Origin of the sequence: Novipirellula caenicola, from assembly GCF_039545035.1 — a bacterium.
In the GTDB taxonomy this organism is placed as follows: domain Bacteria; phylum Planctomycetota; class Planctomycetia; order Pirellulales; family Pirellulaceae; genus Novipirellula; species Novipirellula caenicola.
Genome location: NZ_BAABRO010000007.1, coordinates 85871 through 111408 on the forward strand (window position 1 = coordinate 85871; position 25538 = coordinate 111408).

General features: G+C 55.7%; 22 protein-coding genes. 12 read left to right on the forward strand and 10 right to left on the reverse strand.

Translation table 11 applies throughout. The features are described from left to right. Nucleotides 1-55: 55 nt before the first annotated feature. From ABEA92_RS15395 to ABEA92_RS15420, 6 genes are all read left to right on the forward strand, one after another. A complete protein-coding gene (locus tag ABEA92_RS15395; protein ID WP_345684739.1) occupies nt 56-586 on the forward strand; it encodes a four helix bundle protein in 531 nt (176 codons plus the stop codon). Then, entirely contained in the window at nt 579-4211 is a 3633-nt protein-coding gene (locus ABEA92_RS15400; RefSeq protein WP_345684740.1) for an efflux RND transporter permease subunit, read from the forward strand. Before ABEA92_RS15395 ends, ABEA92_RS15400 begins: the two co-directional genes overlap by 8 nt. A 141-nt stretch (nt 4212-4352) precedes the next feature. Continuing rightward, entirely contained in the window at nt 4353-5600 is a 1248-nt protein-coding gene (locus ABEA92_RS15405) for a hypothetical protein (RefSeq protein WP_345684741.1), read from the forward strand. 270 nt (nt 5601-5870) lie between these two features. Then, on the forward strand, nt 5871-6524 hold the full coding sequence (locus ABEA92_RS15410; protein WP_345684742.1) for a GNAT family N-acetyltransferase: 654 nt from the start codon (nt 5871-5873) through the stop codon (nt 6522-6524). Nucleotides 6525-6663: 139 nt separating this feature from the next. Further along, nucleotides 6664-7092, forward strand: coding sequence for a MerR family transcriptional regulator (locus ABEA92_RS15415; protein WP_345684743.1), 429 nt, complete (start codon nt 6664-6666; stop codon nt 7090-7092). A gap of 4 nt (nt 7093-7096) precedes the next feature. Continuing rightward, nucleotides 7097-7831: a heavy-metal-associated domain-containing protein gene (locus ABEA92_RS15420; RefSeq protein ID WP_345684744.1), complete on the forward strand. Its 735-nt coding sequence runs from the start codon at nt 7097-7099 to the stop codon at nt 7829-7831. Between the two features lie 287 nt (nt 7832-8118). Here ABEA92_RS15420 and ABEA92_RS15425 read toward each other — a convergent pair whose 3' ends face one another. The 6 genes from ABEA92_RS15425 to ABEA92_RS15450 form a co-directional block, all read right to left on the reverse strand. After that, on the reverse strand, nt 8119-9084 hold the full coding sequence (locus tag ABEA92_RS15425; RefSeq protein ID WP_345684745.1) for a potassium channel family protein: 966 nt from the start codon (nt 9082-9084) through the stop codon (nt 8119-8121). Between the two features lie 68 nt (nt 9085-9152). After that, nucleotides 9153-9440 (reverse strand): metal-sensitive transcriptional regulator, encoded by a 288-nt coding sequence (locus ABEA92_RS15430; RefSeq protein ID WP_345684746.1) that lies wholly within the window; start codon nt 9438-9440, stop codon nt 9153-9155. 105 nt (nt 9441-9545) lie between these two features. After that, nucleotides 9546-11069 (reverse strand): copper oxidase, encoded by a 1524-nt coding sequence (locus ABEA92_RS15435; protein ID WP_345684747.1) that lies wholly within the window; start codon nt 11067-11069, stop codon nt 9546-9548. 110 nt (nt 11070-11179) lie between these two features. Then, complete coding sequence (locus tag ABEA92_RS15440) at nt 11180-12682, reverse strand: TolC family protein (protein WP_345684748.1); 1503 nt, start codon at nt 12680-12682, stop codon at nt 11180-11182. 199 nt (nt 12683-12881) lie between these two features. After that, a complete protein-coding gene (locus tag ABEA92_RS15445; RefSeq protein ID WP_345684749.1) occupies nt 12882-15266 on the reverse strand; it encodes a heavy metal translocating P-type ATPase in 2385 nt (794 codons plus the stop codon). A gap of 452 nt (nt 15267-15718) precedes the next feature. Then, the gene (locus ABEA92_RS15450; protein WP_345684750.1) at nt 15719-18163 is read right to left on the reverse strand and encodes a TonB-dependent receptor plug domain-containing protein; all 2445 of its coding nucleotides are present in this window, start codon (nt 18161-18163) and stop codon (nt 15719-15721) included. A 259-nt stretch (nt 18164-18422) separates the two neighbouring features. Here ABEA92_RS15450 and ABEA92_RS15455 point away from each other — a divergent pair, with 259 nt between their 5' ends. Both ABEA92_RS15455 and ABEA92_RS15460 read left to right on the forward strand, forming a co-directional pair. Next, nucleotides 18423-18833: a hemin uptake protein HemP gene (locus tag ABEA92_RS15455; RefSeq protein ID WP_345684751.1), complete on the forward strand. Its 411-nt coding sequence runs from the start codon at nt 18423-18425 to the stop codon at nt 18831-18833. Next, nucleotides 18830-19600 carry an energy transducer TonB gene (locus ABEA92_RS15460; RefSeq protein ID WP_345684752.1) on the forward strand — a complete coding sequence of 257 codons (771 nt, stop codon included), beginning with the start codon at nt 18830-18832 and terminating at the stop codon, nt 19598-19600. Before ABEA92_RS15455 ends, ABEA92_RS15460 begins: the two co-directional genes overlap by 4 nt. A 43-nt stretch (nt 19601-19643) precedes the next feature. On the opposite strand, the gene ABEA92_RS15465 is transcribed toward ABEA92_RS15460, so the two are convergent. The 3 genes from ABEA92_RS15465 to ABEA92_RS15475 all read right to left on the reverse strand — a co-directional run bounded on the left by ABEA92_RS15465 (nt 19644) and on the right by ABEA92_RS15475 (nt 21177). Continuing rightward, nucleotides 19644-20240 (reverse strand): cysteine hydrolase family protein, encoded by a 597-nt coding sequence (locus tag ABEA92_RS15465; RefSeq protein ID WP_345684753.1) that lies wholly within the window; start codon nt 20238-20240, stop codon nt 19644-19646. Continuing rightward, nucleotides 20237-20725: a hypothetical protein gene (locus ABEA92_RS15470; protein ID WP_345684754.1), complete on the reverse strand. Its 489-nt coding sequence runs from the start codon at nt 20723-20725 to the stop codon at nt 20237-20239. Before ABEA92_RS15470 ends, ABEA92_RS15465 begins: the two co-directional genes overlap by 4 nt. A 152-nt stretch (nt 20726-20877) precedes the next feature. After that, nucleotides 20878-21177 carry a hypothetical protein gene (locus ABEA92_RS15475; RefSeq protein ID WP_345684755.1) on the reverse strand — a complete coding sequence of 100 codons (300 nt, stop codon included), beginning with the start codon at nt 21175-21177 and terminating at the stop codon, nt 20878-20880. 140 nt (nt 21178-21317) lie between these two features. Between ABEA92_RS15475 and ABEA92_RS15480 the strand changes: the two genes are divergently transcribed. The 4 genes from ABEA92_RS15480 to ABEA92_RS15495 all read left to right on the forward strand — a co-directional run bounded on the left by ABEA92_RS15480 (nt 21318) and on the right by ABEA92_RS15495 (nt 24680). Next, complete coding sequence (locus tag ABEA92_RS15480; protein ID WP_345684756.1) at nt 21318-21896, forward strand: DUF421 domain-containing protein; 579 nt, start codon at nt 21318-21320, stop codon at nt 21894-21896. Nucleotides 21897-21942: 46 nt separating this feature from the next. Beyond that, entirely contained in the window at nt 21943-22281 is a 339-nt protein-coding gene (locus tag ABEA92_RS15485; protein ID WP_345684757.1) for a cupin domain-containing protein, read from the forward strand. 239 nt (nt 22282-22520) lie between these two features. Further along, nucleotides 22521-24191, forward strand: a complete 1671-nt coding sequence (locus ABEA92_RS15490; protein WP_345684758.1) for a vitamin K epoxide reductase family protein — start codon at nt 22521-22523, stop codon at nt 24189-24191. Between the two features lie 150 nt (nt 24192-24341). Beyond that, a complete protein-coding gene (locus ABEA92_RS15495; protein ID WP_345684759.1) occupies nt 24342-24680 on the forward strand; it encodes a four-helix bundle copper-binding protein in 339 nt (112 codons plus the stop codon). Between the two features lie 269 nt (nt 24681-24949). Here the strand turns inward: ABEA92_RS15495 and ABEA92_RS15500 are convergent, their stop codons facing one another. Beyond that, nucleotides 24950-25408, reverse strand: coding sequence for a hypothetical protein (locus tag ABEA92_RS15500; RefSeq protein ID WP_345684760.1), 459 nt, complete (start codon nt 25406-25408; stop codon nt 24950-24952). Nucleotides 25409-25538: the final 130 nt, after the last annotated feature.

Here is a 25538-nt window from a genome sequence, read left to right on the forward strand (position 1 = left end):
CACGGAGACACGGAGACACGGAGAGTGGGAGAGAACTCGGAATGAGGTACTTGAAATGAGTGAGCGAATTAGGACGCATCGCGATTTGATTGTTTATCAGAAGTCGTTCGCGGCAGGGAACCGAATCTTTGAGTTGTCGAGATCGTTTCCACGTGAGGAGATGTACTCGCTGACGGATCAGGTGCGCCGTTCGTCACGAAGTGTGAGTGCCAACCTTGCTGAAGCATGGCGTAAGCGACGCTATGAGAAGCACTTTTGCAGCACAATGAATGTTGCAGAGGCCGAAGCTGCAGAAACACAGGTTTGGATCGAGTACGCATCCGCGCATGGCTACCTCGACGCGGAAACGACGAAGCAGGTCATCGAGCTCTACGACGAAATCTTGAGAATGATTGTCGCGATGATTCACGGTTCATCAAAGTGGTGCGTCGACTTCCAAGGAAAGGGAGGAGGGAAAGTGGAGAAGTCGGGAGTGAAGGAGAGCGAAGAGACGTATTTCATTGACACCGATTGCCCCGCACTCGACCAAGAACTTCTCCTAACTCCCACCTCCTCCAATCCCAACTCGGAGCGAAGCGATGCTTAACCTGCTGATTCGCTTCTGTGTTCGTGAACCTTGGCTTGTCGTCTTGATGACGATCGGCTTGTCGGTTGGTGGTTGGTTTGCTTACCAAGCCGTTCCGATCGATGCGATTCCGAACGTGGGCGAGAACCAAGTGATCGTGTTGACGCCGTGGCCTGGGCGGTCACCCAAAGACATCGAAGACCAAGTCACGTATCCGCTCAGCGTCTCGCTGCTGGCCGTACCAGGCGCCGAATCGGTGCGTGGCAAAAGCATGTTCGGATACAGCTTTGTGCAAGTCACGTTCAAAGACGAGATCGATTTCTACTGGGCACGCAGTCGTGTTGCCGAACAACTCGGCAGCGCTGCTTCGCAATTGCCTGACGGTGTGGTTCCACAACTTGGACCGGATGCCACAGGGCTTGGCCAGATTTATTACTACGTCCTCCGGCCGCCTGCCGACGGGATGAGTTTGGCGGAGCTTCGCAGTCTGCAAGACTTCGTTGTCAAATTTGAATTGCAAGCGGTCGAAGGGGTCAGCGAGGTCGCTTCGATCGGCGGTTACGTTCGCCAGTACCAGGTCGAAGTGGATCCCGACAAACTTCGTTTCCACAACGTCACGTTGGACGCCGTCGCGATGGCGATCAAAGGATCGAACTTGGATGTCGGTGCGAAAACGGTCGAGACCACGGGGATGGAATTCATCGTGCGTGGCAAAGGATTCTTGGGCAGCGATGGCGACAAATACCAAGCGGTCATCGATTTGGAACAGACCGTGATTCTGCAGCGAGACGGCGTGCCGGTCCACTTGCGTGACGTTGCACGCGTCCAACTGGGGCCTGATTTCCGCCGCGGTGCCCTGGACTACAACGGCGCCGAAGCAGTCGGTGGCGTTGTGGTGATGCGATATGGCGAAAATCCACGCGCGGTGCTGGATCGCATCAAAGACAAAATAGCGACGATCGAGCCGGCGTTGGGTGGCGTCACGATCCAGGGCGTCTATGACCGCAGCAACCTGATCGACGAAACGATGGCCACGCTCACGCATGCACTTCGCGATGAGATTCTGATCACCGCCGTCATCATTCTGCTGTTCCTATTGCACGTTCGCAGCAGTTTTGTGGTGGCGATCAGTTTGCCAGCAGCGGTGTTGATGTCGTTTATCGCGATGCACGTCGTGGGGGTCGAAGCCAATATCATGTCGCTCGCCGGGATCGCGATCGCGATCGGAACGATGGTCGATATGGGGATCATCGTTTCCGAGAATATCTACGGGCATTTGGCGGAATGGGAAAAGGCTAGAGAAGGAGACAAGGAGACAAGGAGAGGGGGAGACACGGAGAGTGGGAGACACGGAGGGCCAATGTCTGGTCCAAAAGCTCCCTCTCTCCCTCTCTCCGTGTCTCCCTCTCTTTCCTCTCGGGCAGCGGTCATCTACACGGCGACGATCGAGGTGGCTCCGGCTGTGGTGACGGCGGTAGCGACGACGATCGTCAGCTTTTTACCTGTCTTCTTTCTGACCGGACGCGACTACAAACTTTTCTCGCCATTGGCGTATACCAAAACGTTTGCGATCGCGGCCGCGATGATCACCGCGGTAACGATTGTCCCCGCACTCAGTCGATTGCTGCTTCGCAGTGCCAATTATCAAAAGCGAACCGCGCTAGCTGCGGGGATCGCCATGGCGGTTCTGATTTCGATGGCGGCCCATTTTTTGTGGGGGAATCGCATTGCCGAGTGGTTGGCAATTCCGCTGTGGACCGTCTCCGCCGCGACCGCCGTGTTGGGATTCGTGCTGGGGTGGCAATTGTTGCGTGAACGGATTCGTCCCATCGAAGAGATTCCGTCCAGCCGATTTGTACGCTGGATCTATGCCGCCCGCCTGCGTTACGCGCTGAACAACAAAGCGGTCGCATTGTCGTTTCCTGCAGTCTTGTTGGTGTTGGGCGTTGGCGCCTACATCGGCATGCCCACGGTGATGCGGCCGGTCGAACGCGTTGCCAGTTGGTTTGGGGCGGATCTGAATGAGTTTCCTGGCTACGTCGATGCAAAACACATCTTCACGGGACTTCGCAGCGATGATTGGATCGCACTGGACGAAGGCAGTTGGTTCTACATGCCGACGTTGTATCCGGCAGCCAGTTTTTCGCAGGCGATGCAGGTGTTGCAGACACAGGACGTCTTGATCGGCCAGATCCCCGAGGTCAAAGATGTACTGGGCAAAATCGGACGTGTTGAGTCGGCACTCGATCCTGCACCCGCCGCGATGGTGGAAACCTATGTGATGTTGAAACCCGAGAGCGAGTGGCGTGAGGGTGTGACGGCGCGTGACGTGTGGGATGAAATCAATCGCGTCGCCACCTTGCCTGGGGTAACACCGGCATCGGCGCTGCAACCGATCGAAGGCCGAGTGGTGATGCTGCAAAGCGGGATCAAGGCGCCGATGGCGATCCGTGTGTATGGCGATGATTTACAAACGCTCGCTGACGCGGCGCTCGCAGTGGCTGCCACGCTAAAACAATCACCGTATATCAACGCAGGAACGGTCAATCCCGACATCGTGTTAGGAAAACCGTATGTCGAGTTCTCTGTCAATCGCGAAGCGGCGTCGCGGTATGGGATGAGTGCCGCGAAGGTCAACGAAGTCATCGAAACCGCCCTGGGCGGCATGAATTTGATCAAAACGGTCGAAGGCCGCGAGCGTTATCCGGTCCGTCTGCGGTATGACCGTGATTTGCGAGAACATATCGATCAACTCAGTCGATTGCCGGTCGTTACCGACAGCGGTGCGGTGGTTCCGCTTGAGGAATTAGCGACACTGGATACCACGTGGGGGCCGGGTGCGATCAATAGTGAAAACGCTCGCTTGGTAGCCCACGTCGCGTTCATGACCAACGGTGCGGCGGGGGATTTGGAATCGGTATCGGCGATCGAAAAGCAACTATTCCAAGCCCAAAGACTGCCCTCGAAACATCCGAATCATTTGTCGCTTCCGCCCGGCTATTCGCTCGAGGCGGTCGGCAGTTTTCGTAATCAAATCGAAGCGAACCAGCGTTTGATGTGGATCATTCCGCTGGTGATTCTGATCAACCTGCTGTTGATTTACATCGAGTTCCGCAACCTGCCGATCTCGATGGCAGTCTTCTCCGGGATCCCTGTCGCGTTCGCTGGCGGGATGGTCTTGGTTGGATGGATGCAAGTCGAATTGAATACCGCGGTTTGGGTCGGGTTCATCGCGCTGTTTGGTTTGGCGGTGGACGATGGCGTCGTGATGGCGACCTACATTCATCAACTGCTAAAGAAACGCGAAATCAAATCGGTCCAGGACATTCGCAACACCGTTTACGAAGCCGGTTTGAAACGGATTCGGCCTTGCATGATGACCACCGTCACCACGTTGGCGGCGCTCGTTCCCGTACTGATTGCGACCGGCCGCGGAGCCGATGTTGCTCGTGCGATGGCGATCCCCGTGTTCGGTGGGATGTTAGCAGAACCATTCACCTCGTTCATCGTGCCGACGCTGTACAGCGGCTATCTAGAATTGAAGATGCGATTGGGGTTGGCAGACCCATTGTGGCACGGCAGCGACGAGAACGATTTCGCCTCCATTGATCAGTCGAAAGCGTTCGAGAGGAGTGATGCTTTATGAATTGAATCACTCGTATCTACCTCAGAAAAAAACACCTTATTCGTGAAGGATTCTCGTGATCACGCATCCAATCGGTGACGGACACCATTGGAATGGAAACCCTGTCGAAAGATTCCCCCCATTTTAAGAGAGAGAACAAGGATGAAACGCGATTTAAATTTAGCACTGACCCTCGTTGCCGTTGTCTTTGCGACGGCTGCGTTGCCGGTTAACGCTCAAAACCATCAAAACCATCAAAACCATGAAAACCATGAAAACCATGAAAACCATGAAAACCATGAAAACCATGAAAACCATGCCGCTCATGAGCTTGCCGCCCACGGTTCATCCGCTGTGACGACCGCCGAGCACCCAGTCCAAGGGCCTCACGGAGGGTCGCTGCGACAAACGGGTGAGATTCAACTCGAGACGGTGGTCTCGCAGGGTGGCATCCAAATGTTCGTGTACGACCGATCTGGATCGGCGGTTGCGGTCGAGCAAGGCCGAGGGGCGGCGTCGCTACGTGTCGAAGGAAACGCAAAACGCTATCGCTACGATCTGCTTCCCGATGGCAAAGGCGGTTTGTCGGCGGCAGTCAACTTGTCAGCGATCGCAGGACGACAAATCGAGATCGATGTTCAATTGGTGGGCGTGCCATCGACCAGCGGCCAAGCGGTGGTTTTTAAGGAAGTGGCAACGGTTCCGGCCAGCGAAGCTCAGCTTTCCGCCGCCGCGATTGCGAGACAAAAGATTTGTCCTGTGTCCGGCAAACCGCTGGGCAGCATGGGCGACCCGATCGCCGTCGATGTCAACGGAAAAAAAATCTATGTCTGTTGCGCTGGATGTGTAAACGCCGTGAAATCCAATCCGGCGAAATACGCATCTGGACGACCTGAGATTACGGTCACTAGCGCCACCGCCGCAGACGCCGCCTTGGTCGCCAAGCAAGCCAAGTGTCCGGTCATGGACGAGCCGCTCGGCAGCATGGGACAGCCTGTCAAGATGATGGTCGGGGACAAGCCGATCTTTCTGTGTTGCAAAGGATGTGTCAAAAAGATCAAAGCGGAACCGGCCAAATATCTGGCCATGGTTTACGGCGACGCGTTGTCGGCTAAGGAATCGGCGAGTGCCGCCAAACATGTTGCGGGAAGCGTTCCTGCCCAAGGGGAACAGGTGCGTGAGGGCGTGTTCAAAGTGAGCCAAGCCGATGCACCCTACATCGCCGCACAGAAGCAATGTCCCGTGATGGACGAACCGCTCGATGCGATGGGCGGCCCATTCAAGGTCAACGCGGCTGGCAAAGCGATCTACATCTGCTGCCCCGGCTGCGCGAAAAAGATCGCCGCAGATCCAGCCAAGTATCTAACGATTCTGAAGTCACAGGGTATTGAACCGCCCGCACTACGTTAATCACGTCGGGAATAAGAGAGGTCGAGGTCGAGGTCGAGGTCGAGGTGGGGGCTTGTCTCCCTGTCTCCTTGTCTCCCAGCTCCCACCTCCCAACCCCCAACTCCTTGTCTGATCACGCGGGGGTGGTGTCCGTTGGACTCGTGACCCAGGTCATGATGACACGCACGCCGCCCCTGCCTTTTTCGTTTTTCTACTGAAATGGTTTGCGTTTTCTCACCGCAGTGTCACTGAATGATCGCTGCGAAATGATCCGTTGTATCGAGCACGCTTTTGCCTCTTCTAACACGACTACGCTATCTGCCCTATCGAATCACACGGCGGATTTTGACGTTGAATATTTCTTGTTTTCTCGAAGCTAAGATTGAAGCGATTCAATCTGAGCCCTTGCCTGCAGATTACCAATTCGAATGGTTGACGGTTGCTCGTTTAAACGAGCTTCGAGAGAACCCAAAGAATTCAATTAGTGGTGCCTGGAATTCGTTGCTTGAAATTCATCAAGCAGAATGTGTCGTCGTTCGCGCCGATGAAGTTGTCGTAGGGTTGGCCGGGGTGAAGACCGGGATGGTTTCGGGCGAACTGAACCATGATGGTGATTTGCGAACCAAGTTGCCCATCGAGTTACCGGCCGACATGGCTTATGTGTTCGGAGTGCATGTGGTTCCACGGTATCGTGGCAAGCGACTTTATGCGGCGATGGTGTCGCTAATTGCCGAGCGGGTGTCGGAATGCGGGGGCAAACGCCTATTGTTGACAACGGAATGCAGTAACTTTCGAGCCTTGAAAAGTGTGCGACGGATGGGATTTACGCAGGTCGGACGTACGGTGTTGGTTCGAGCCGGTCGGATTTGCTGGGCTAATTATCCAAATGAAAATCAAATCGGCGACATCCGCGTAGGGCGTTATGCGGGTGACATTTCTGCTTGACGCAGGTTGCTGGCTTGCAGTTTTCCAAAACATCTTTCGAGCGAGTGCAGCAACATGCCGTTTTCGATTAACTCGATCAAATTACACTTGACTCTGTACTATTGTACGGGGTCGATAATGGGTGTTGGAGGAAGTTGAGATGGCAGGGTTCACGATCGGTAAAGTAGCAAAGGCGTCCGGCGTAGGAGTCGAGACGATTCGCTTTTATCAGCGCAGCGGTTTGATCAACGAACCGACGCCGATCAGGACATCCTTTCGTGAATATCCTAAGGCGACCGTGGATCGTATCCGGTTTATCAAGCGAGCTCAGAATCTTGGGTTCACGCTTGCCGAGATCCAGGAATTGCTCGGATTGTCCGAGCAGCCCGGAGCGTCACGGCGTGAAGTAAAAGCAATCGCGGAAGCCAAGTTGGAGTCGATCCAACAGAAAATTGCGGATCTTAAACAGATGGAAGTCACGCTCTCTCAACTTGTTCACGATTGCTCGGGGCGGGGAAAGATCCCTGGTTGTCCCATCATTGAAGCAATCGTTGGTGAAACAAACCCTTGTAATCACAGCGGAACTTAAGATCATGAACACAACGTTTTCGACCTCGATGACTTGCGGAGGATGCTTGAGCAAAGTCACTCCGTTTTTGGACAACGAACCAAGTGTCCGCCAATGGAAATCGGATTTAAGTGATCCAAGAAAACTGATTCACGTCGACTTGGCTCCCGAAGGCCAGCCCGAGCACATCGTTGACTTGATCGGACAAGCAGGCTTCACGGCGTCGGTGATTCCGCATCAGCCGGAAACCATCTCGATTGCCACGCCGCCAGCGAAACCTGCGTTTAGCTTGGCGACGTACAAGCCGTTGTTCCTCGTCGTTAGCTATGTGGTTGGTGCCACGGTGCTGGTTGAGTCGATTCACGCGAATTGGCAATGGACCCGAGCGATGAGCTACTTTATGGGGTTCTTCTTTTTGGGGTTTGCGTTCTTTAAATTGTTGAACATCTCAAAATTTGCCGACGCCTTTGCGACCTACGATATCATCGCCCGCCGATCACGTTCGTACGCGGTCGCGTACCCGTGGATCGAAGTGACGCTGGGGTTGCTGTTTGTCACCGGAACGCAGTTGATGGTCGCAAACGTCGTGACCGCAGTGGTGATGAGCATCGGGTTGGTGGGAGTGATAGCGGCGGTCAGGAAGAAGCAAGCGATTCAGTGTGCTTGCTTGGGAACCGCATTCAATCTGCCGATGTCGGTGGTCACGATCATTGAAAACAGTGTGATGATCGCAATGGCACTAGCGATGTTGGCGATGTAAGGCAGTGTTCGGCAATAACTTCGCCATGCGAGTTTGGTTGCAAATCACGCGGGTGAAGTGTTTTCTGTAGTGGACGAGGCTACGAGTCCCGGCCTGACACCCAGTTGCTGGGGCTCGCTCTCTCGTCCACTACCTCGCCTCGTCCCCTACCTTCAAAGCTGGCAGTCGACCCACGCCCATTTCGGTCAATCTCTAGCAGAACGGTCCAAACGTCGCCGGAGGGCAGATGTCATTCGGGACACATTTTGAATTGGCAAAATCATTTGCGAACGTTTGCTCAGTGGCAGCTAATCTCCAGATCCGATTTCGAGTGAACGTAGGTCGTGGGACCACTGCTTGCATGCATCGGCGTACGCGGCGATGAACCTGGTGGGATCCGAGGGATGTGCATCGGGCGATTCGGATTGTAATTGCTCGCACAAACGCTCGGCGATCGATGTGTCGATCTCGTGATCCGATGTGGGATGGGCAATGAAGTGTTCGTTGGTATCGTCGAGCATTTGTCGGCTCGCGTGCCACAGACGCTCTTCAGGTTCGCAGATCGATGATGCATTAGGACCTCCGGTCTTACGTAATGCTTTCAGCAGCGAGGCGACTTCCAAGCAAAAACGCAACATCCGGCTCATCGAGTACCGTGGTTCACTGAAACGAAAATAGTGAAGTACCGAATAAAAGTGATGCGATTCAAGTAGCTCAGCCATATGGGACGCCAGCGTGTAGAGATCTTGATGGATCAACGAAGGATCGTCGCCTGTCAGATACGGTTTGAGGTAAACCAAACTGTCGCCGGTTCGCTGGGTCCGATAGTCAATCTCGCAAGCGAATTGATTACGACGAGCCAATCGGGAATAGATCGAGATGACGTAGGCCAATACCAGCGTAAAGAAACTGAACCCCAGTGCCGCGGCGGCAACCGTCAAAACCTGCATCGGTGAATGCTTAGGCACCAAGTCGCCGATGCCCAGTGTGGTGATGGTAAAGCCGGCGTAGTACACCGCCGTCCAAAACGACGTATCCACCGGTTTGCCGCTGCTGGTGATGATGCCGTTACCAAGTTCGGGCCACGCGATCAGACTGAGCCCCAGCAACAGCAACGTCCCCCAGCTGATTACATGAATCGTAATCAGGACGGGGCCGCTAAAAACGACAAGGCGACTTCGCTTAAGCCATCGCGAATCAATCAAGTGGTAAAATCCGCGATTGATCACCGTCGTGACCGGGCCGACCACGGCGCGGGGGTGCAGAACCGCCATGAAGGTTTCCCACACTCCTAGCAGAGTGAGCAGAATGCCGACGATCGTGCAGACCCAAGCGAACACGGCTAATCGATGACCCCTGCGTATTTGCGGAACAGCTTGATCAATTCTTCCAGCTTCTCGTCTCGATCTGCTGGGTTTCCATTTTCGATGGCCTCGGTGACACATCTTTTCAAATGCTGTTCGAGCACGATTTGTCCCACTTTGCCTAACGCGCCGGTGGCGGCGGACAATTGCATCAAAATATCGACACAGTACTGATCTTCTTCGATCATCCGCGACACCGCTTCGACTTGTCCCACGACCCGCCGAAGGCGATTGGCTAACTTCTTTTTTTCTTCGTCATCAAGCATGGCAAATCAGAGTCTTACGCACGAAGCGAAGCCGGGGACATTTCGTTTGGGTAAAAGCCCATTGTACTCAGCCAAACTCAATCCGGCAGTGGACACGATGGCAATCTACATCTCCATGCCGTGCATCCCCCGATTGTGCCCGGATTGGTAGGTTGATGGGTCACCAAAGCGTCGCACGATTTCCTCGAATATACTTCCTTTGGGGATCTCTTCGTCGGTCTCTATCACCTTGTGATAGAGATCCTCCGGCAGCACTCGGAGTGCAGTCATTAGCCCCATGATCGACATTGGCCACATCGCCCGCATGCCTTGGACTTCGCGACGACTCCAGATCGTGTCCATCATCGCATCGGACATATTCATGCTTTTCATTTCTTGCGGATAACCAGGGGTGTCGAACCCGGGATCATCGCGAGTCGCATCCACGCGGGGGCGGTTGGAATAGTTCGCCAAATAGCGGTCGACCGAAACGCCCTTGCGAATCCGGGGGCCAACTTGCCGCGTCATGTGATTCATCATGTGGTGAACCATATGACAGTGGAACATCCAGTCGCCTGGGTTGTTGGCGATGAACTCAAAATTCGATGCTTGGGCAATCCCCACCAACTCGGTGTTACGAGGGATCCAGGCCGATTTGGGAATCCGAGCCCCTTCGTGTCCCGTCACCCAAAACGTATGCCCATGCAAATGAATCGGATGATGTTGCATCGGAGAAAAGTCGAGCAAGCGAATCCGAACTCGTTCGCCATGTTTGACGACCAGTGGTGTGGTGTAGGGACCGCTGCGGCCATTGATCGTGTGCCAATTCCAATCCATCCGCCAACTGTCAGCAATGGTTTGAGTCGGCTCGATAAAGAAGTTTTGAAAGATCAAGCCAAAGTCGCGATCCACCGGCGGATCGAACACTTTGCGAGGGTGCACGATAAACCAACCAACGCTTCCAAACGCTTCTTGCATGGGGACGTGAGCATGATAAAAGAACGTCCCCTCTTCGTGCACATCGAATTCGTAGACGAATGATTTGCCCGGTTCGATCGGATTCTGAGTCAACGTTTCGCTGCCATCGTACTGGACCGGCAACTCGAATCCGTGCCAGTGCGTTGTCGTGGCTTCGGGCAGTTCATTGGTTACCACGATCCGCACCCGATCGCCCTGGTTCACTTCGATCGTAGGGCCTGGCATGCTGCCGTTGTAGCCGTAGACATTCATCTTGTAGCCAGGCAGAAACTCTCGCTCGACCGCCATCGGCACCAAGTGAAATTCTTTTGCACCCCGCACCATTTTCCATGGCAATTTTTCAAGATCCGGTGCGACGAACGGAGCCGGACCCGCCGCGGCACTGCGAAAGCCTGGCATCAATTTGCCAAGGTAATAATCCGAATCGGGATCGTTACCGCGACTGGGTTTGAAGCGAGAAAAGCCATCCATTTCCGCTTTGACATCCGAGCCCGCAGGGACTTGGGGATGAGGCTTTTCCGAGTGATTGGCGTGCCCGGCATGTCCGTCGGACATCGGCATCGGTTTTGGGTCCATCGGTGATTGGGCGTTGGCAGCGCCCGCCAACAGTCCGCCGGCGGCTGCCAGCGATCCGACTTTCAAGAATTGGCGACGATCTTCGTTACTGGGCATGGTTCAGTCTCTCTTGTTGCAAAAGTAAATAGGTCGACTCCTTTCGCATTCGATCTCCCGTCTCCTCACTCCTCACTCCTCACTCCTCACTCCTCACTCCTCAATCTGCACTACCGCGGCTTCGGAGTCGCATCGATATGGCCTGGAGGCGTTGGTCCTTGAGCGGCTTGCAAGCCGCCCTCGAGCATGAATCCACGAACGAGCACCTCGTTGCTACGAACCATCTCGAGCTGTTGGATCTGCGTCAACCGTGCATCGAATAAGTCATGCTGTGCGGATAAGACATCAGGCCAATCGACGCGGTTGTCCTTGTAACTTTCCAGCAGTTCTTCGTAAGCCATTTCTGCTTCGGGGATAATCACGCGATCGTATTCGGTGGCGATCTGAAGCGACGTCAGGTACTGTTGATAGGTAGTCGCTAAACGCTGCTGCAAATCAAGTTCGACGCGGCGGATTTCCTCTCGTTGACGCATCAGATCCGCCTGCGCCTGGCGAATTGTGCCTTGGTTGCGGTCAAACACCGGCAGCTCGATCGAGACCCCTGCAACCGCCACCGTTTCTTTGGCGTCGAAGTTGTAGCCGGATCCACCGCGAGCCACGATATCGGGGACCCACTCGACGCGTTCACGTTGCAGCGTGACTCGGTCGCCCGCAAGTTTGGCCCGAGCCGCCATCAATTCCGGGCTTTCGGCAAGCAAGGTTGACAACGCTTCTTGGTAGGAAAGGGGGATGGTTTCAGGCATCAATGATCCCGACACCGACGCCACGGTAAAGTCGACACCGACGAGCGAAACCAGTCGACGAAACTGTTCTCGATAATGGTTTTCGGCGGTCAATACATCCAACCGAGCTCGCTGCAGTGTGATATTGGAACGCCGAACTTCGGGACGGGTGGCTTGGCCTTGGTTGTACAACTCACGTGCGGTCACCGCGCCGTCTTCGGCTGTTTTCAATAGCTCGCGACGCAGTTCCAACACCTGGCTGGCGGCGAGCGTTTGGTAGAAAAGCCTTCGCACATCGTTGCAAACGCGAAACTGCTGAGCGATGGCGAGATGTTCGGTCACGTGTGCCCGTCGCATGTACTTTTCACGACTCAGATGCAGTTTGCCTGCCGTGACAAAACGCTGTTCCACGATCAACCCTTGGAACTCGCCAGGCGAATCTTTGTCACCGGGCACGTCCAATCCGATTTGCTCGCCGCTGTACATCAGCGTGGGGTTCGGATACAGACCGGCTTGCAATGCCTTGGCTGTTTCGCCTGAAATTTGCAGCCGAGCTTGGCGGATGGTTGGATTGTTCTGCGCAGCGAGCGCTAAAAAATCACTCAGCGTGTAACCGGCGGCTTGAACGTCTTGCGGTACTGCGTTGTCAACCACCGAGCCATCGACGACAACCGGAGGCGGCGTCATTGAGTAGGCTTCATCGCCAAGTTGTTCGTGAGGGAACAGCGGACCGGCTGCGTCCAGATCGCTCAATCCGTAGGGAGCCTCGGGGACCGGCGGCGGAGGGACGAACGTTTTTCCTGGATCCGGTCGCTGGGCCGACGCCAGCGATGCGGATCCGGTCAGTGCGAGTGCCAATAACATGCGAGATTTCGAAAAACGTCGTTTCACTTTGCTTTGCTCCTTGATCCGCCCTGTATGGCATCATTGCCCGTAGAACGGTATCGGAGCGATACCCACCCTGGGTACATGTGGTCTTAACCATTCGAGTGCGTTCACGCAAGAAAATTCCGTTTGTGCGGATTAGGAAGCTTGAAAGCGGAACGCCCAAAAACAACGCCCGCGAACCTTGTGCCAACGCGGTCCGGTATCACGTTAGTTTTGCGGCACGCAGTCTCAGTGCGTTGGTGATCACCGACACGCTACTGAAACTCATTGCCGCAGCGGCGATCATCGGACTCAGCAAGATCCCAAAGAACGGGTACAGCAGGCCGGCGGCAACCGGAATTCCCAGCGCGTTGTAAATGAACGCAAAGAACAAGTTTTGGCGAATGTTGCTCATCGTTTTGCGGCTTAGATTGCTCGCCGCCGCGACGCCGCGAAGGTCACCACCGACCAAAGTGACGCCTGCGGATTCGATCGCGACGCCGGTGCCGGTTCCCATCGCGATGCCCACATTCGCTTCGGCCAATGCCGGGGCGTCATTGATCCCATCGCCTGCCATCGCCACGATTTTGCCTTCGCTTTTTAGCTGACGGACAAAGGCGTGTTTGACTTCGGGCGAAACCCCTGCATGAAACTCGTCAATGCCCAGCTTGGTGGCGACCGCTTTCGCCGTAGGTTCTGCATCGCCTGTTAGCATCACGACCTTCAGTCCCAGCTCATGCAGCGTTTCTAGAGCCGCCGGCGTGCTCGGTTTGATCGGATCGGTGATCGCCATCAGCGCAGCTAACTGACCGTCAACGGCGACAAAGATCACTGTCGCGCCTTCGCTTTGATGCTTCGTCGCTTGCGCACGCCCCGCTTCGACGCCATCGACGTTTTGCTCGATCAGCAAATCAGCCTTTCCGATGATCACGTCGTGTCCATCGACTTGGGCTCGAACGCCACCGCCGGTAATGCTGCTGAACTCGGTCGCATCGTGTTCTGCTGTGTTATCTTGTTTCGCACGTCGCACGATCGCTTGAGCGAGCGGATGTTCACTTTGTGTTTCCACGGCGGCGGCCAAGGCCAAAATCTCGGTCTCGCTTGTTCCGCCAAACGTTTCGATCGCGGTCACTTCCGGTCGGCCTTGAGTTAACGTGCCGGTTTTGTCGACGACGATCGTGTCGACCTTTTCCATCACCTCCAACACTTCGGCATTCTTGATCAGCACGCCCTCTTTGGCACCGCGGCCGACACCGACCATCACCGACATCGGCGTGGCCAATCCCAACGCACAAGGGCAAGCAATGATCAACACGGCAACGGCGGCGACAAAGGCGTGCGCCAATGCCGGTTCGGGGCCAAACATCGCCCAACCGATAAACGCCAAAATCGAACAGACGATCACCGCGGGCACAAAATAGCGAGCCACAACGTCGACCAGCTTTTGAATCGGGGCACGACTCCGCTGAGCATCGGCGACCATTTGCACGATCCGGCTCAGCACGGTATCGCCACCCACCCCGACCGCTTCCATCACAAGGGCACCGGTTTGGTTGAGCGTTCCTCCGGTGACCTCGTCCCCTTCGGATTTCTGCACGGGGATCGGTTCGCCCGTCAACATCGATTCGTCCACACTGCTGCTGCCGCTGAGGACACGGCCATCGACCGGGACTTTTTCGCCGGGGCGGATTCGCAAACGATCTCCTTTGTGCACCGAATCGAGCGAAACTTCCTCTTCGCCCTCGTCGGTCAATCGGTGCGCTGTTTCGGGAGCCAACTGCATCAATTCACGGATCGCACCGCCGGTTTGCTGCCGTGCGCGAAGCTCCAATACCTGTCCGAGTAACACCAGCGTGATGATCACCGCAGCCGCCTCGAAGTACAGCGGCGGCACCCCATTTTCGAAGAACGCTTCGGGGATCACGCTAGGCAACAGGACGACCACGAGGCTGAACAGATAAGCCGCCAGCGTTCCCACCGCGATCAGTGAAAACATGTTCAAATTCATGCTGCGAAATGACTTGACGCCGCGAACCAACAATGGCCAGCCGCACCAAAACACGACCGGTGTGGCCAGTGCCAATTGCAACCAAGCGAATACGGTTTGAGACATCCAATCGCTGATCCGCAGCCCGACCATCGGCCCCATCGCGATCACCAACAGCGGCACGGACAAGGCAACGCCGACCCAGAAGCGAAGTTTCATATCGGCGTACTGCTGGTCATCGCCATGGTCGGCCATGTCGACAAACTTGGGCTCTAAGTCCATGCCGCAGATAGGGCAGTCCCCCGGCCCCACTTGCTCGATTTCCGGATGCATCGGGCAGGTGTAGACCGCCTCCAGATCAGTTGGCTTTGCGGCCGCAGGGCTCTTGGGGGACCCTGAACCGTGGCAGCAGGATGATTCGCTTGCAGAAGCATGTTTCTTTGCAGCCTCTTTCTCGGCGCGCGTTGCCAACACCCCTGCCGGGTCCGCCTCGAATTTCTTCTGACAGCCTTGGCTGCAAAAGAAATACGGTTTTCCATCGTACTCGCTGCGTAGCGAATCGCTCGGATTGACCGTCATTCCACAAACAGGATCCACGGCGGTGATTTGAGAGGTAGACATCGAGGCTCTTTCAGCGTGTCAGTTCGGCAATACGTCGTATACCCTCTACCCGTATGCAAGTTGCATGCCGTAAGCGGCGGCGTTTGGAGTGTCCAGCAAGGTTCCCCTCGATGCGTGTCAAAGCAAGGCTTCATCACGACGCGCGATACGGCATCTCGCGTTGGGCTGCTAAAGGCGCTCCATCGAAGATGACAATTCTGCTTCACCCTCCCAACGAAGTCGGGAGGGTCGAAAATCGAGCCGATAGCGAGATTTTCGGGGAGGGCTGGTGACGTTGAACTTGCACGGTGTTACCTCGAACAGTGCGATGCCCATCGGTGAACTTGCTCCGCTCGTTTAGGGGCGAACTGTCACCGTAAGGCCGCATCGTCGACACATTGACGGCAGAGGGTGTGTCGGCCTCCGGCCTGTAATCGCGAAGACCTAGATCACGAATCTGCGACACCCCCAATTTACATCGCGTACTGGTAACCAAACACCGCGTTAAAACCGGTGCCGTCGACGCCGCTGCCGAGCACTCGATAGTACTTGTCGGTGATGTTTTCTAGCGATAGCGAGACTTGGTGTTGGTTCCGCTCGCCGAACGATCGGCCTGTCCGCACATTCAGCGTGGCGTAACCCGGAGTCCCGCCTGAGATGAACCGCACATCACCGAGGTTCGCGTTGTTGTAACGATCCGCCCGACGCACCATCCAGGTGTAGACATCGAAATAGGCTCGCGATTCGGGAGCCGTCAAACGCAGACCCAAGATTCCTTGGGTTGGCGGGATCCGCGAAATCGGCTCATCGCTGCTTGTCATTTGTCCGTACGTATAGGCAAAGTTCCCGTACAGCGACAGATTGCGATACAGCAAGTATTCGCCACTCAGTTCGGTACCGTTTAGGTACGCGGTTTGATTGGTTAGGAAGTCGGAGCCCCCAATGACTTCGCGAGCCAGGATGCTGTCAAAATCGGTCCAAAATTCGATCAGCTGCAATCGCAATCGGTCGTCGTTGTATTTCAGCCCGACCTCGTATGTGTAACTATGCTCGGCTTGAACCGAAAGGTTGCCTACCAAAGGCACCGAGACATTATTCTGTAGCGACGTTTTGTTTGCCGTCAAATCATCGATCGTCGGAGCACGAAAGCCTTCGTAAACGCCGCCGACCAATCGCACTTCTTCGGTCAACCGATACGACAACCCAACACTGGCGATCCAATCCTGATACGAGCGTTCAAAATAGGTGGGGCCGAGCGTGTCGAAGTTGGGCGTCCCCGAGACGTTGATGTTCTCGTAGCGAACGCTCGTCGTTGCATCGAGTCGTTTGGTTAGCGGTACGTTCCATGACAAAAACGCACCCACGCGGTCCGCTTCGGAATCGTCGGGGTATTGAGGATCGGTTACTGTTGGCGTTGCTCCAGGTGATGTTGGGTTGTTGATCTGGACCCGCTCGGCATTGATCGATTCGGCATAGAAATCGGTGCCGTACGTCAATTTCCCGAAATCGCCGATGCCTTTGACCGCGGAAAGTGTCACGCCCCAACCGAGATCGTCGAACTCACCGATCTCTCGCCGTGTCGGCTCAGCCGTAGGGTCGTTGCTCGCATAGCGATCGACCACGCTTGCTTCTTTGGTGCGAGAACCGGATAACGTCAACGAGTATGCATCGGCAAAAAACAAATCGTCTGCGGCAAGCCCTTCGAGTCGTGCGTAGATCAAATCGCGTTGCTGTGGATCAAACACCGTGGGACGCTGCGTCGGCACGCTTCCATCGGATGCCGGGCCAAGCACAAACGGCAGGAAGCGATCGCTGCGTTTCAGATCTTGTTGCTCGAAATGTTGCAGCGCGACGGTCAGCAACGAATCTTCGTTAAGCATGCGTTGCAGTTTGATGTCGCCCGCGTACTGGGTGTAGTCGGTCGCTGGTTGACGCCCAAAATCGCCTCCGACATCGACATTGCCGACATCCAGGTATGAGATGCCTCCGGTGATTCCGGTCGCTCCATACCAGCCGCTGAAGCCAGTGCGGGTGTACGATGATGCTTCGGCGGTGCTGTAGATTTGACTGAACTGAGGGCTGAAGTAGTCACCACGCAGCGGGTCAGCAGAGCGCGTGACGACATTGATCACGCCCCCGATCGCATCACTGCCCCACATTGCCGATTCGGCGCCGCGAATGACTTCGATGCGTTCGATCGACCCTGGATCGATCGTGGCGGCATATTGGTTCGGTCCCGGTCGCAGGATGCTGGTATTCATGCGAATGCCATCCACGAGGACCAGGATTTGTTGACCGGTCAAACCGCGAATGAACGGTGACAATTGTCCATTGCCGGTTTGTTGCAGCGTGACGCCGACTTCGTTTTGCAGCGCACGATACATCGTGGTGGCTTGGCGTCGATCGAGGAGATCACGGTCGATGATGGTCGCCATTTGCGGCGTGTTGAACAGATCCGACTCGCCACGCACGATGCTGTTCAGGCCCGTTGGATTGTTGACGCTGCCGCCAAACATCTGATTGCTTAGCGAGGGGAACGATTCGTTGAAAAACGCTTCGTTCGTGGCGTCTGCTTGCGATGGCGTATTGCTTGAAGGCGGCGTCGGCGGCGTTTCAAAATCGTCGCTCGATGGCACAAACGTCTCGCTTGCAGACGCGTCGGTTTCGCTCGCGTTTGCGGTCGATCGCGAAGCCTGATCAGGAGCCTCGACTGGGACGGGCGTCGTCGGCGCCTGGGGCGGCCGAACTTCGATCTCCGGCAACGTGGCTGGTTCGTCCTGCTGCAGCAGCGTGGCCAAGGTGACCGTGGGGTGTGCGGGCGCCGCGACCAACGTTTCGTCGCCTAGTGCGACCGAGCCAATGCCCATCATGCCCAGCGGCGGCAGCATCGCGATGGCGAGTCGTGAAATCCTTCTCACAGCAATTTGGTCCTTCATTTCCCGAACGATGCATTGGCCGTGGCAGCTGGGCTAGACGCTTGCAATCGTTCTGATCGAGCTATCCGGTTTCATCGGTGTACTCGCTTCGATTGCTCCATCGCCCTTCTTTGGCACCGGCAAAGTCAACGCAGTGCGAATGACCGTCAGCGTATTTGCGGGAAATGACGGTGAAAACTTCGCCTGAGGCGGTGAGTAATCCGTCGCGGCAATGTGGGGACCGATCTCGAGGGCGCCGGAAATGCCCAGGATTCACCGTGCTTCCGCGTGTCGCCGCCGTGTGGCACGTCGCGTGCTTAGAAAGGGTCCGCCTGCCGGCGATGATCTGGCCGGTTTTCGCCCCCGTTTTTTTTTGAATCCTCGATCGAGTGCCGTAGCCCAATTATCCGTGACTGATTCTGAACCCTCCGAAGCCGACGCGCAGGCCCCGCAAGTGACTACACAGGCCCCATCGGCCGACGCACAGGCCCCGCCTGCAGCGGCCCAAGCCCCGTCCGCCGCCCCGTCTCATTGCCTGCCTTTGCAATCGTTCCCGAAGATCATTCCGTCATCGGAACTACTGCAAGGGCGTCGCGAGGTCTGGATCGAACACGGCAGCGAAATGTATCGGCTTCGCTTAACGACGTCGGGGAAGTTATACTTAACCAAGTGAGCGACTTTAACCTTTTTATACGATCGACGGGATTTTCCCTGACGCTGCACGCCACCGTGGTGGCGGCGATTTGTGCTGTCCCGATGACCGTCATCGATCGCTTCTCGCTGCAGGGCGATTCGCAGGTGGTCACCGTTCAGCTGAGTATGACGATGCCGTCGGCGACGCCCGTTTCGCTCGAACCTGTACCGCTTGAGCCTGTACCGCTCGAACGGGAACGGGAAACACTTGTTGCCGAACCTGTGGTCGAGGACAGGCTGGCGGACGACGTCTCACGCGATCGGCTAACCACCATCACCAAAACGGTGGTGCCGACGGTGTTGCGAGTGCCCGACATGCCCACCGCCACTTCCGTTTCGCGGGCACGACGATCGCAGCCCAAACGCGAGCTGCCGAGCGTAACCGAGGTCACTGCGGAGCGTCCGCGTCAACCACCGACAGCAGCATTCACTCCCAGCGTTTCGATGAATCCGCTGGAACCCTTGGCAGGGATCTCCGATCGGACTCCCGCCGATTTTTCGGCCAATGCTCCCCCTGAATACCCCGCCGACGCGGTCGCTCGTCGCTTGGAGGGAACGGTGAAGTTAAAGCTGATGATCGACAAAACGGGGCGAGTCGAGCGGGTCGAAATTGTGGATTCCAGCGGGCATGGATCATTGGACCGTGCGGCGGTCGAAGCGGTCCAGGCGTGGCAGGGCCAGCCTGCGAAACGATATGGACATCCGGTTACGTCCGAGGAAGTGTTGCCGATCCGCTTCCGCTTGTAATGACTGGTGATCCGACCGTGTGCGACCAGCAAGGGCGAGGCCATCACGCCATTTGGTCCAAGTCCAATTTGGTCGAGTTCGTCGTATTTGCCTTTAGCACCGTTCTGGCCTGCTCGAGCGCCGTTTCGGAAAGAGTGGCGGTGTTGGCGGCCACGCAATCGCTAGGGATCCAGATCCGGTAGTCACGCATGTAGGCGTCATTGGCCGTGAACAAGATGCAAATGTTAGTGGCGACGCCGGTAATCACCAACGTGTTGACCCCTAGATTCTTTAGCAGGATATCCAGCGTGGTGCCGTAGAACGCCGAATGCATTGGCTTTAACACAAAGTAGTCATCCGATTCAGGCACCAAGCGTTCGACGATCGCTTTACCGCGAACATTGTCCTCTAGACAATGATCCACTTGGCTTCGGAAATCGGACTGCCATTTGCCAAAGTTGTCGTTGGCGTAGATCACCGGCCAACCTCGCTCGGCGAATCGTTGCTTCAGTTTCTGCAGCCGTTTGGCAACCGGCAAAGCAAATTCAAGCAGTTGTTCGCCTTCGTCAAACTCCAGATCGTTGATCATGTCCACAATCAACAGTGCCGTCGCAAATTGTTCGGTCTCGTCGTATTTGGATTCTGAATCGGTAAGGCTCATACGGCGGTCCTTTGATTCATCGCGAACGCTCCCGTGCGGGTTCGCCACGCTTCGACTTGTTGAAACTGATTCTCTGCACGCTCGATCAAGCGTGAGTAATCGAGACTGAGTAACTCGGGATCACTCAGCGATTGCAGCATCGTCCACAACGCACGTTTGCCCAAGATTCCCAGCGACAAAAACTCGAGTGCTTGGAAGTTTCCGAAATCGCCTGATGTCGTGCGTCCGAATTTCGGCATGCTCATCTTGGCTCCGGTCCATGCAATCGTTTTCTTGACCACTCCGGGCATCGCGTCATAACGCTGGATCAAACCTTCGAGTTCCGCTCGGTCTTGTTCCACTTCCTGCAGCAGTGTGGTGGCGAATTCACCAAGGGTTTCTCCTTGGTTTTCGTCGATCAGTCGTTCGATCACGTCCGTTGCCGCGGTCGCGCCAGCGAGGTGGTCATTTAAATAGGTGGATAATAATTCGTGATTCACAGTCATTGAATTTGCCAAGAGAAGAGTTGATCCGATGTCGTTTGAGACCGCGCCGACGACGACGCGATCTAGTTGGCCCCGATTTAGCTGGCTTCGGTCTAGCTGGCCCCGATTTAGCTGGCCTCGGTCTAGCCGGCCCCGATTTAGCTGGCCTCGGTCTAGCCGGCGGTCACCACTTCGAATCCAGCGCGGCGTGCTTTTTCAAGCATCGGTTCAAGCGGTTGGGTGACTTTCGCGACGACCACTTGAGTGTCCGGGGGCAGATCCGCGGCTCGATACACGCGGCTCGTTTCGTCCTCGACCAACACCGGCCGGCCGTCGGTCACCTCTTGATGCTCGTCGGTCAGTACCCCCGTGTGGACGCTATCGACGTTGGTCCCCGAAATATCCTCGTTGCTGCGTTGTCCCGCATCGTGAGAAAAACCTTCGTGTCGCCAATGAACCGTTAGTTGTGGCATCGCTCGTGAGCTCCTTTGTTTTCGCGTGAATTTGATCAGCACATCAAGCAACTGCTGTACCAACAAGACTCGGTGCAGTCATCACATCCGAGTTTGGCCAGTCGGACTTTGGGCACGGAAAATGCAACGGTAGAGGCGGCATGAACGAAATTGGACTCAAGATGATCTTCGACGGTTGGGCGCCGGTGATTCGGACGCTCGTGTTGGGGTCGTTGTCGTATGTTTCGCTGGTGATGCTGCTGCGGATCAGTGGCAAACGCACGCTTTCAAAAATGAACGCGTTTGATCTTGTGGTGACGGTCGCGTTTGGTTCGACGCTCGCTTCGATCATGACCTCGAGCCAAGTCTCGCTGGTGCAGGGAGTCCTTGCGCTGGGCTTGCTTGTCTTGTTGCAGTTGATCAATACCTTTTTAGCGGTTCGTTATCCCAAGTATCAGGCATTGATCAAAGCTCAACCGACGTTGATCTTTTTCAATGGCCAATTCCTGGTCGATTCGATGCGGAAGCAGCGTGTTTCGCGAGAGGAAGTGCTTGCTGCGATGCGTCAGCATGGCGTCGCGGAACCCAGCGATGTCGACGCCGTGGTGATCGAAACCGAAGGCTCATTGTCGGTGATGACCAGGAATGCTTCGTCACTGCAGTCGCTCGATCGCGTTGGTGTTTCGACTCACGATTCGCTGGGCGAGCGACAGGGTGTGTCGGAGTCTTCTTCACACTGAGCAACTCCCCGATTCACCTTCCCCATCGAACACGGAGCATCACACCATGCAGCGCCGGCAACTCGAATTTCTGTCTAATTTTCACGTCGTCGCCGGAAACGAGCGTTCCCAAGCCGCCGTCATGGTGCTGGCCAAAGGAGACTCGACCGGCGGTCCCGAAAATCGTCACGAAAGCAGCGACCAATGGTTGTACGTGGTCTCCGGCGAAGGCAAGGCCGTGGTCGAGCAGCAAGACTATGTGCTGAAACCCGGCACCTTACTGCTGATTGAACGCAATGAATCCCATGCGATCATCAATCAAGGCAATGCACCGCTGAAGACCGTGAACTTCTACGTGCCGCCTGCCTATCACGGCAGAGAAGGGGCACCCCCGTCGCACGATTAATACGCGGAGGGCCATGAAAAGTCAGCGTTGCCGAGCGACCCATCCCGTGAATTGGCTTTCAAACCGACGCCGCGTCCGCCTGCCTTGCCGTGTCTTTGTCCCCTCAGGGCAGTCGATACCCTGGCATGGTATTTGCCACCTTGCTTGCATCATCGGGCATCCGGTTTCGTTTTGCGTGATCTGACGTATTGGATGCGAATATCCAAGCTTCAAACTCCAACCGATAACCAGTCTGAACGATGAGCGACCAACCGAAGCACGGCATGATGGGATCTCGAGGCGTCTCGCGTCCGATGGCCGAGATGGAAATGATGAAGGATCACCAGGGCGGTCAAGATGCGAAAGCGAACCAGGATCAGGAGCGAGGGGGGAAACAGGAACACGGGGGTGAACACAAGGGTGGGCATCAACAGGGTGGGCATCAACACGATGGCGAGCATGATCACGGGGGTGGGCATGAGATGAGTCACGACGATCGTTTGTCGATGCTGAAAATGCATCACAAGCAAACGTTGTGGATCTATTGGACGCTGCCGATGTTGGGGATCTGGTTAATCTTAGCCCCCTTTAATTTCGGATACCTGAACGAAGCACTGTGGGTGGACCCCAGCGGTGGACGCGGGCCTTGGTTTGCCGAAGAATCGACGGCAGAGCTTCGTCAGTTACGTGCTTGGTTGATGACCATCAGCGACATCGTTTCGGGCGTGTTGCTAGTGGTGTTGGGATGGCGATCCCTTACACCCAATCGTCCCTACAGCTTGTGGGCATGTTGTTTCGTTGGGGTTTGGTTGACGTTTGCCCCGATTCTGTTTTGGGCACCCACGGCCGCTTCGTACGTCAACGATTCGTTGGTCGGAATCCTGGTGATGGCGCTGACGATCCTGATACCCGGGATGCCCAATATGATCATGTACATGCAACATGGTCCACCGACTCCGCCCGGTTGGAGTTACAACCCATCGAGTTGGCCGCAGCGATGGGTGATGATCGCGACCGGTTTTGTCGGATTTGTTGTCTCTCGTTATCTGGCGATGTTTCAGCTCGGGTACATCGATTTCGTTTGGGATCCATTCTTCGGATTTGAAAGCGGATCCAAGAAGGTGCTCAATTCAAAAATGTCGCACATGTGGCCCATTTCCGATGGAGGGCTTGGCGTTGCGTCCTATACCTTCGAATTCATGATGGGGTACATGGGAAGTCCATCGCGTTGGCGAACGATGCCGTGGATGGTTGCGTTCTTTGGTGTCTTGGTCATCCCGCTGGGACTGACGCACATCGTGCTTGTCATTTCGCAGCCGGTGCTGGTGCATCATTGGTGTGCGATGTGTTTATTGGCCGCCATGGTCATGCTGCCGATGATTCCGTTGGAAGTGGACGAAGTGATTGCGATGTTCCAGCACGTTCGCCAAGCCAAACAACGCGGCGATCGTGGAGGCTCGCTCCGGCAAATCTTTTGGAAAGGCGGCAAGGCAGACGGATGTACCGCAGACGAGCGATCGCCTGAGATGATCGAAATGCCCGAAAAACCATGGCAGCTACTGAAAGCCTCGATTTGGGGAATGAGTTTTCCATGGACTTTGGTGGTCTGCACTGCACTGGGCGTCGGCATCATGGCTGCGCCCACCTCGTTTGGAATCGATATCAAAACCACCGCCGCCGATATCGGACATCTCGGCGGCGCTTTGATCGTGACCGTTTCCGTGATTGCGATGGGCGAAGTCATTCGCATCGGACGTTATGGAAACGTGTTGTTGGCACTCGCCGTCATCGTCGGCCCCTGGTTGGTCGACTCGGCGACCACGGGGTTTGCAATCACCAACAGCGTGCTTGGCGTGCTCGTGCTGATTCTGACAATACCGCGAGGCAAAATTACTGAAACGTACGGATCGTGGGATCGATTCATTCGTTAACCAATGCTGCGTCGATGAATCGCGAGTGTGTTGACCAACCGAACACTGGGCGATCGATCGGCACCGATCATCCATTGACAAACACAGCCACGTGAACGGGGCACATGGCTGACGTTGTTTGAACCACGTCCCCGCTATTGGAGAGTATCGATGAGTAACCAACGTTTTGCTAGTTGTATCGAAGCCTGTCTCGACTGCGCGCAAGCCTGTGAGCACTGTGCTGAGGCATGCCTGGGCGAAAAAGATGTCAAGAAGATGGCCGACTGCATTCGCACCGACCGCGATTGTGCAACGCTTTGCTGGTCCACCGCAGCACTGATGAGCCGTGATTCGCAGTTCAGTGCCAAGGCTTGTGAGTTGTTAGCCGAAGTTTGTGAGGCGTGCGCGAAAGAGTGTGGCCAACACGACATGGATCATTGCCAAGAATGCGCAACCGCGTGCAAAAAATGTGCAGCCGAATGTCGCGAGATGGCTGGCGTCCAGGCATAACATCACGACACGGCTACTTAGCCTCGACAGGAATCACAGTGCATTCCCATTCGCTCTTGCAATCGTGATGATCGGTTGTAAGAGCGAATTTTTTTATCGTTTCGCAAGTCACGCCGGATTGAACAGCGAATCTTGTCGTCCTGGATCCGCTGATCCCCCGCCGGTTGAACCGACGGGGGATCTCGTCACGATCGGAGGACTCGTTTTTTTACCCTCGCTTTCTTTTTTGCCGCTGTTCTCCCGTGGCCTGGGACCAACGTCACGACTCGCTAGCGTTTGCCAGGTCGTGAACTCAATTCGAACGACAATCCTTCGGGACCTGTCGCTGGAATCGTTGCATAGATCGGTGATTTCTCGGGATGACTGTAAATCTCGGGCAATTGGTTGATCAAGTCGGCATCGGCTGCCGATGTGCCCGGCGGCACTGGCGAGCCATCGGGCATCGCATACTTGCGGAACAGCACCATGTAGTTGCCTGGAACGACGCCCATCACCTCGGGAGCCGATTGCAATGTGAACGTGCCATCGGAAGCGCTCGTGGCATAGCCGCCGCGTCCTTTGATCCCGGCCTGAGGGATCAGCGTCAACGACACACCTTCGATCGGTTTGTTGTCCAACATCACGGTTCCGGATGCTGCGACGACGTCATACGTCGTGCTGCTGCCACAACCGATGCTGGCAAGGATCAAGATGGCAACGCTGCAAACGAGTGGATTGAATATCTGCATTTTCTAATGTCCTCGAGGACTGTAGGAGAGGAATAATTTGGATACGCCAGTGAAGGTCGCGGCTCCGATGCGAGCCGTGTTAGTCGGAATCAGTATCTGCAGGTTGCCGCGTGATTCGATGCAACCATCG

Coding starts and splice junctions, on each gene's coding strand:
- ABEA92_RS15495 (WP_345684759.1), top strand. CDS start 24,342: ATGAGTAACCAACGTTTTGCTAGTTGTATCGAAGCCTGTCTCGACTGC.
- ABEA92_RS15445 (WP_345684749.1), bottom strand. CDS start 15,266: ATGTCTACCTCTCAAATCACCGCCGTGGATCCTGTTTGTGGAATGACG.
- ABEA92_RS15500 (WP_345684760.1), bottom strand. CDS start 25,408: ATGCAGATATTCAATCCACTCGTTTGCAGCGTTGCCATCTTGATCCTT.
- ABEA92_RS15405 (WP_345684741.1), top strand. CDS start 4,353: ATGAAACGCGATTTAAATTTAGCACTGACCCTCGTTGCCGTTGTCTTT.
- ABEA92_RS15470 (WP_345684754.1), bottom strand. CDS start 20,725: ATGACTGTGAATCACGAATTATTATCCACCTATTTAAATGACCACCTC.
- ABEA92_RS15475 (WP_345684755.1), bottom strand. CDS start 21,177: ATGCCACAACTAACGGTTCATTGGCGACACGAAGGTTTTTCTCACGAT.
- ABEA92_RS15455 (WP_345684751.1), top strand. CDS start 18,423: ATGCCCAGGATTCACCGTGCTTCCGCGTGTCGCCGCCGTGTGGCACGT.
- ABEA92_RS15425 (WP_345684745.1), bottom strand. CDS start 9,084: ATGGCGGTTCTGCACCCCCGCGCCGTGGTCGGCCCGGTCACGACGGTG.
- ABEA92_RS15420 (WP_345684744.1), top strand. CDS start 7,097: ATGAACACAACGTTTTCGACCTCGATGACTTGCGGAGGATGCTTGAGC.
- ABEA92_RS15480 (WP_345684756.1), top strand. CDS start 21,318: ATGAACGAAATTGGACTCAAGATGATCTTCGACGGTTGGGCGCCGGTG.
- ABEA92_RS15485 (WP_345684757.1), top strand. CDS start 21,943: ATGCAGCGCCGGCAACTCGAATTTCTGTCTAATTTTCACGTCGTCGCC.
- ABEA92_RS15395 (WP_345684739.1), top strand. CDS start 56: ATGAGTGAGCGAATTAGGACGCATCGCGATTTGATTGTTTATCAGAAG.
- ABEA92_RS15400 (WP_345684740.1), top strand. CDS start 579: ATGCTTAACCTGCTGATTCGCTTCTGTGTTCGTGAACCTTGGCTTGTC.
- ABEA92_RS15430 (WP_345684746.1), bottom strand. CDS start 9,440: ATGCTTGATGACGAAGAAAAAAAGAAGTTAGCCAATCGCCTTCGGCGG.
- ABEA92_RS15435 (WP_345684747.1), bottom strand. CDS start 11,069: ATGCCCAGTAACGAAGATCGTCGCCAATTCTTGAAAGTCGGATCGCTG.
- ABEA92_RS15465 (WP_345684753.1), bottom strand. CDS start 20,240: ATGAGCCTTACCGATTCAGAATCCAAATACGACGAGACCGAACAATTT.
- ABEA92_RS15490 (WP_345684758.1), top strand. CDS start 22,521: ATGAGCGACCAACCGAAGCACGGCATGATGGGATCTCGAGGCGTCTCG.
- ABEA92_RS15415 (WP_345684743.1), top strand. CDS start 6,664: ATGGCAGGGTTCACGATCGGTAAAGTAGCAAAGGCGTCCGGCGTAGGA.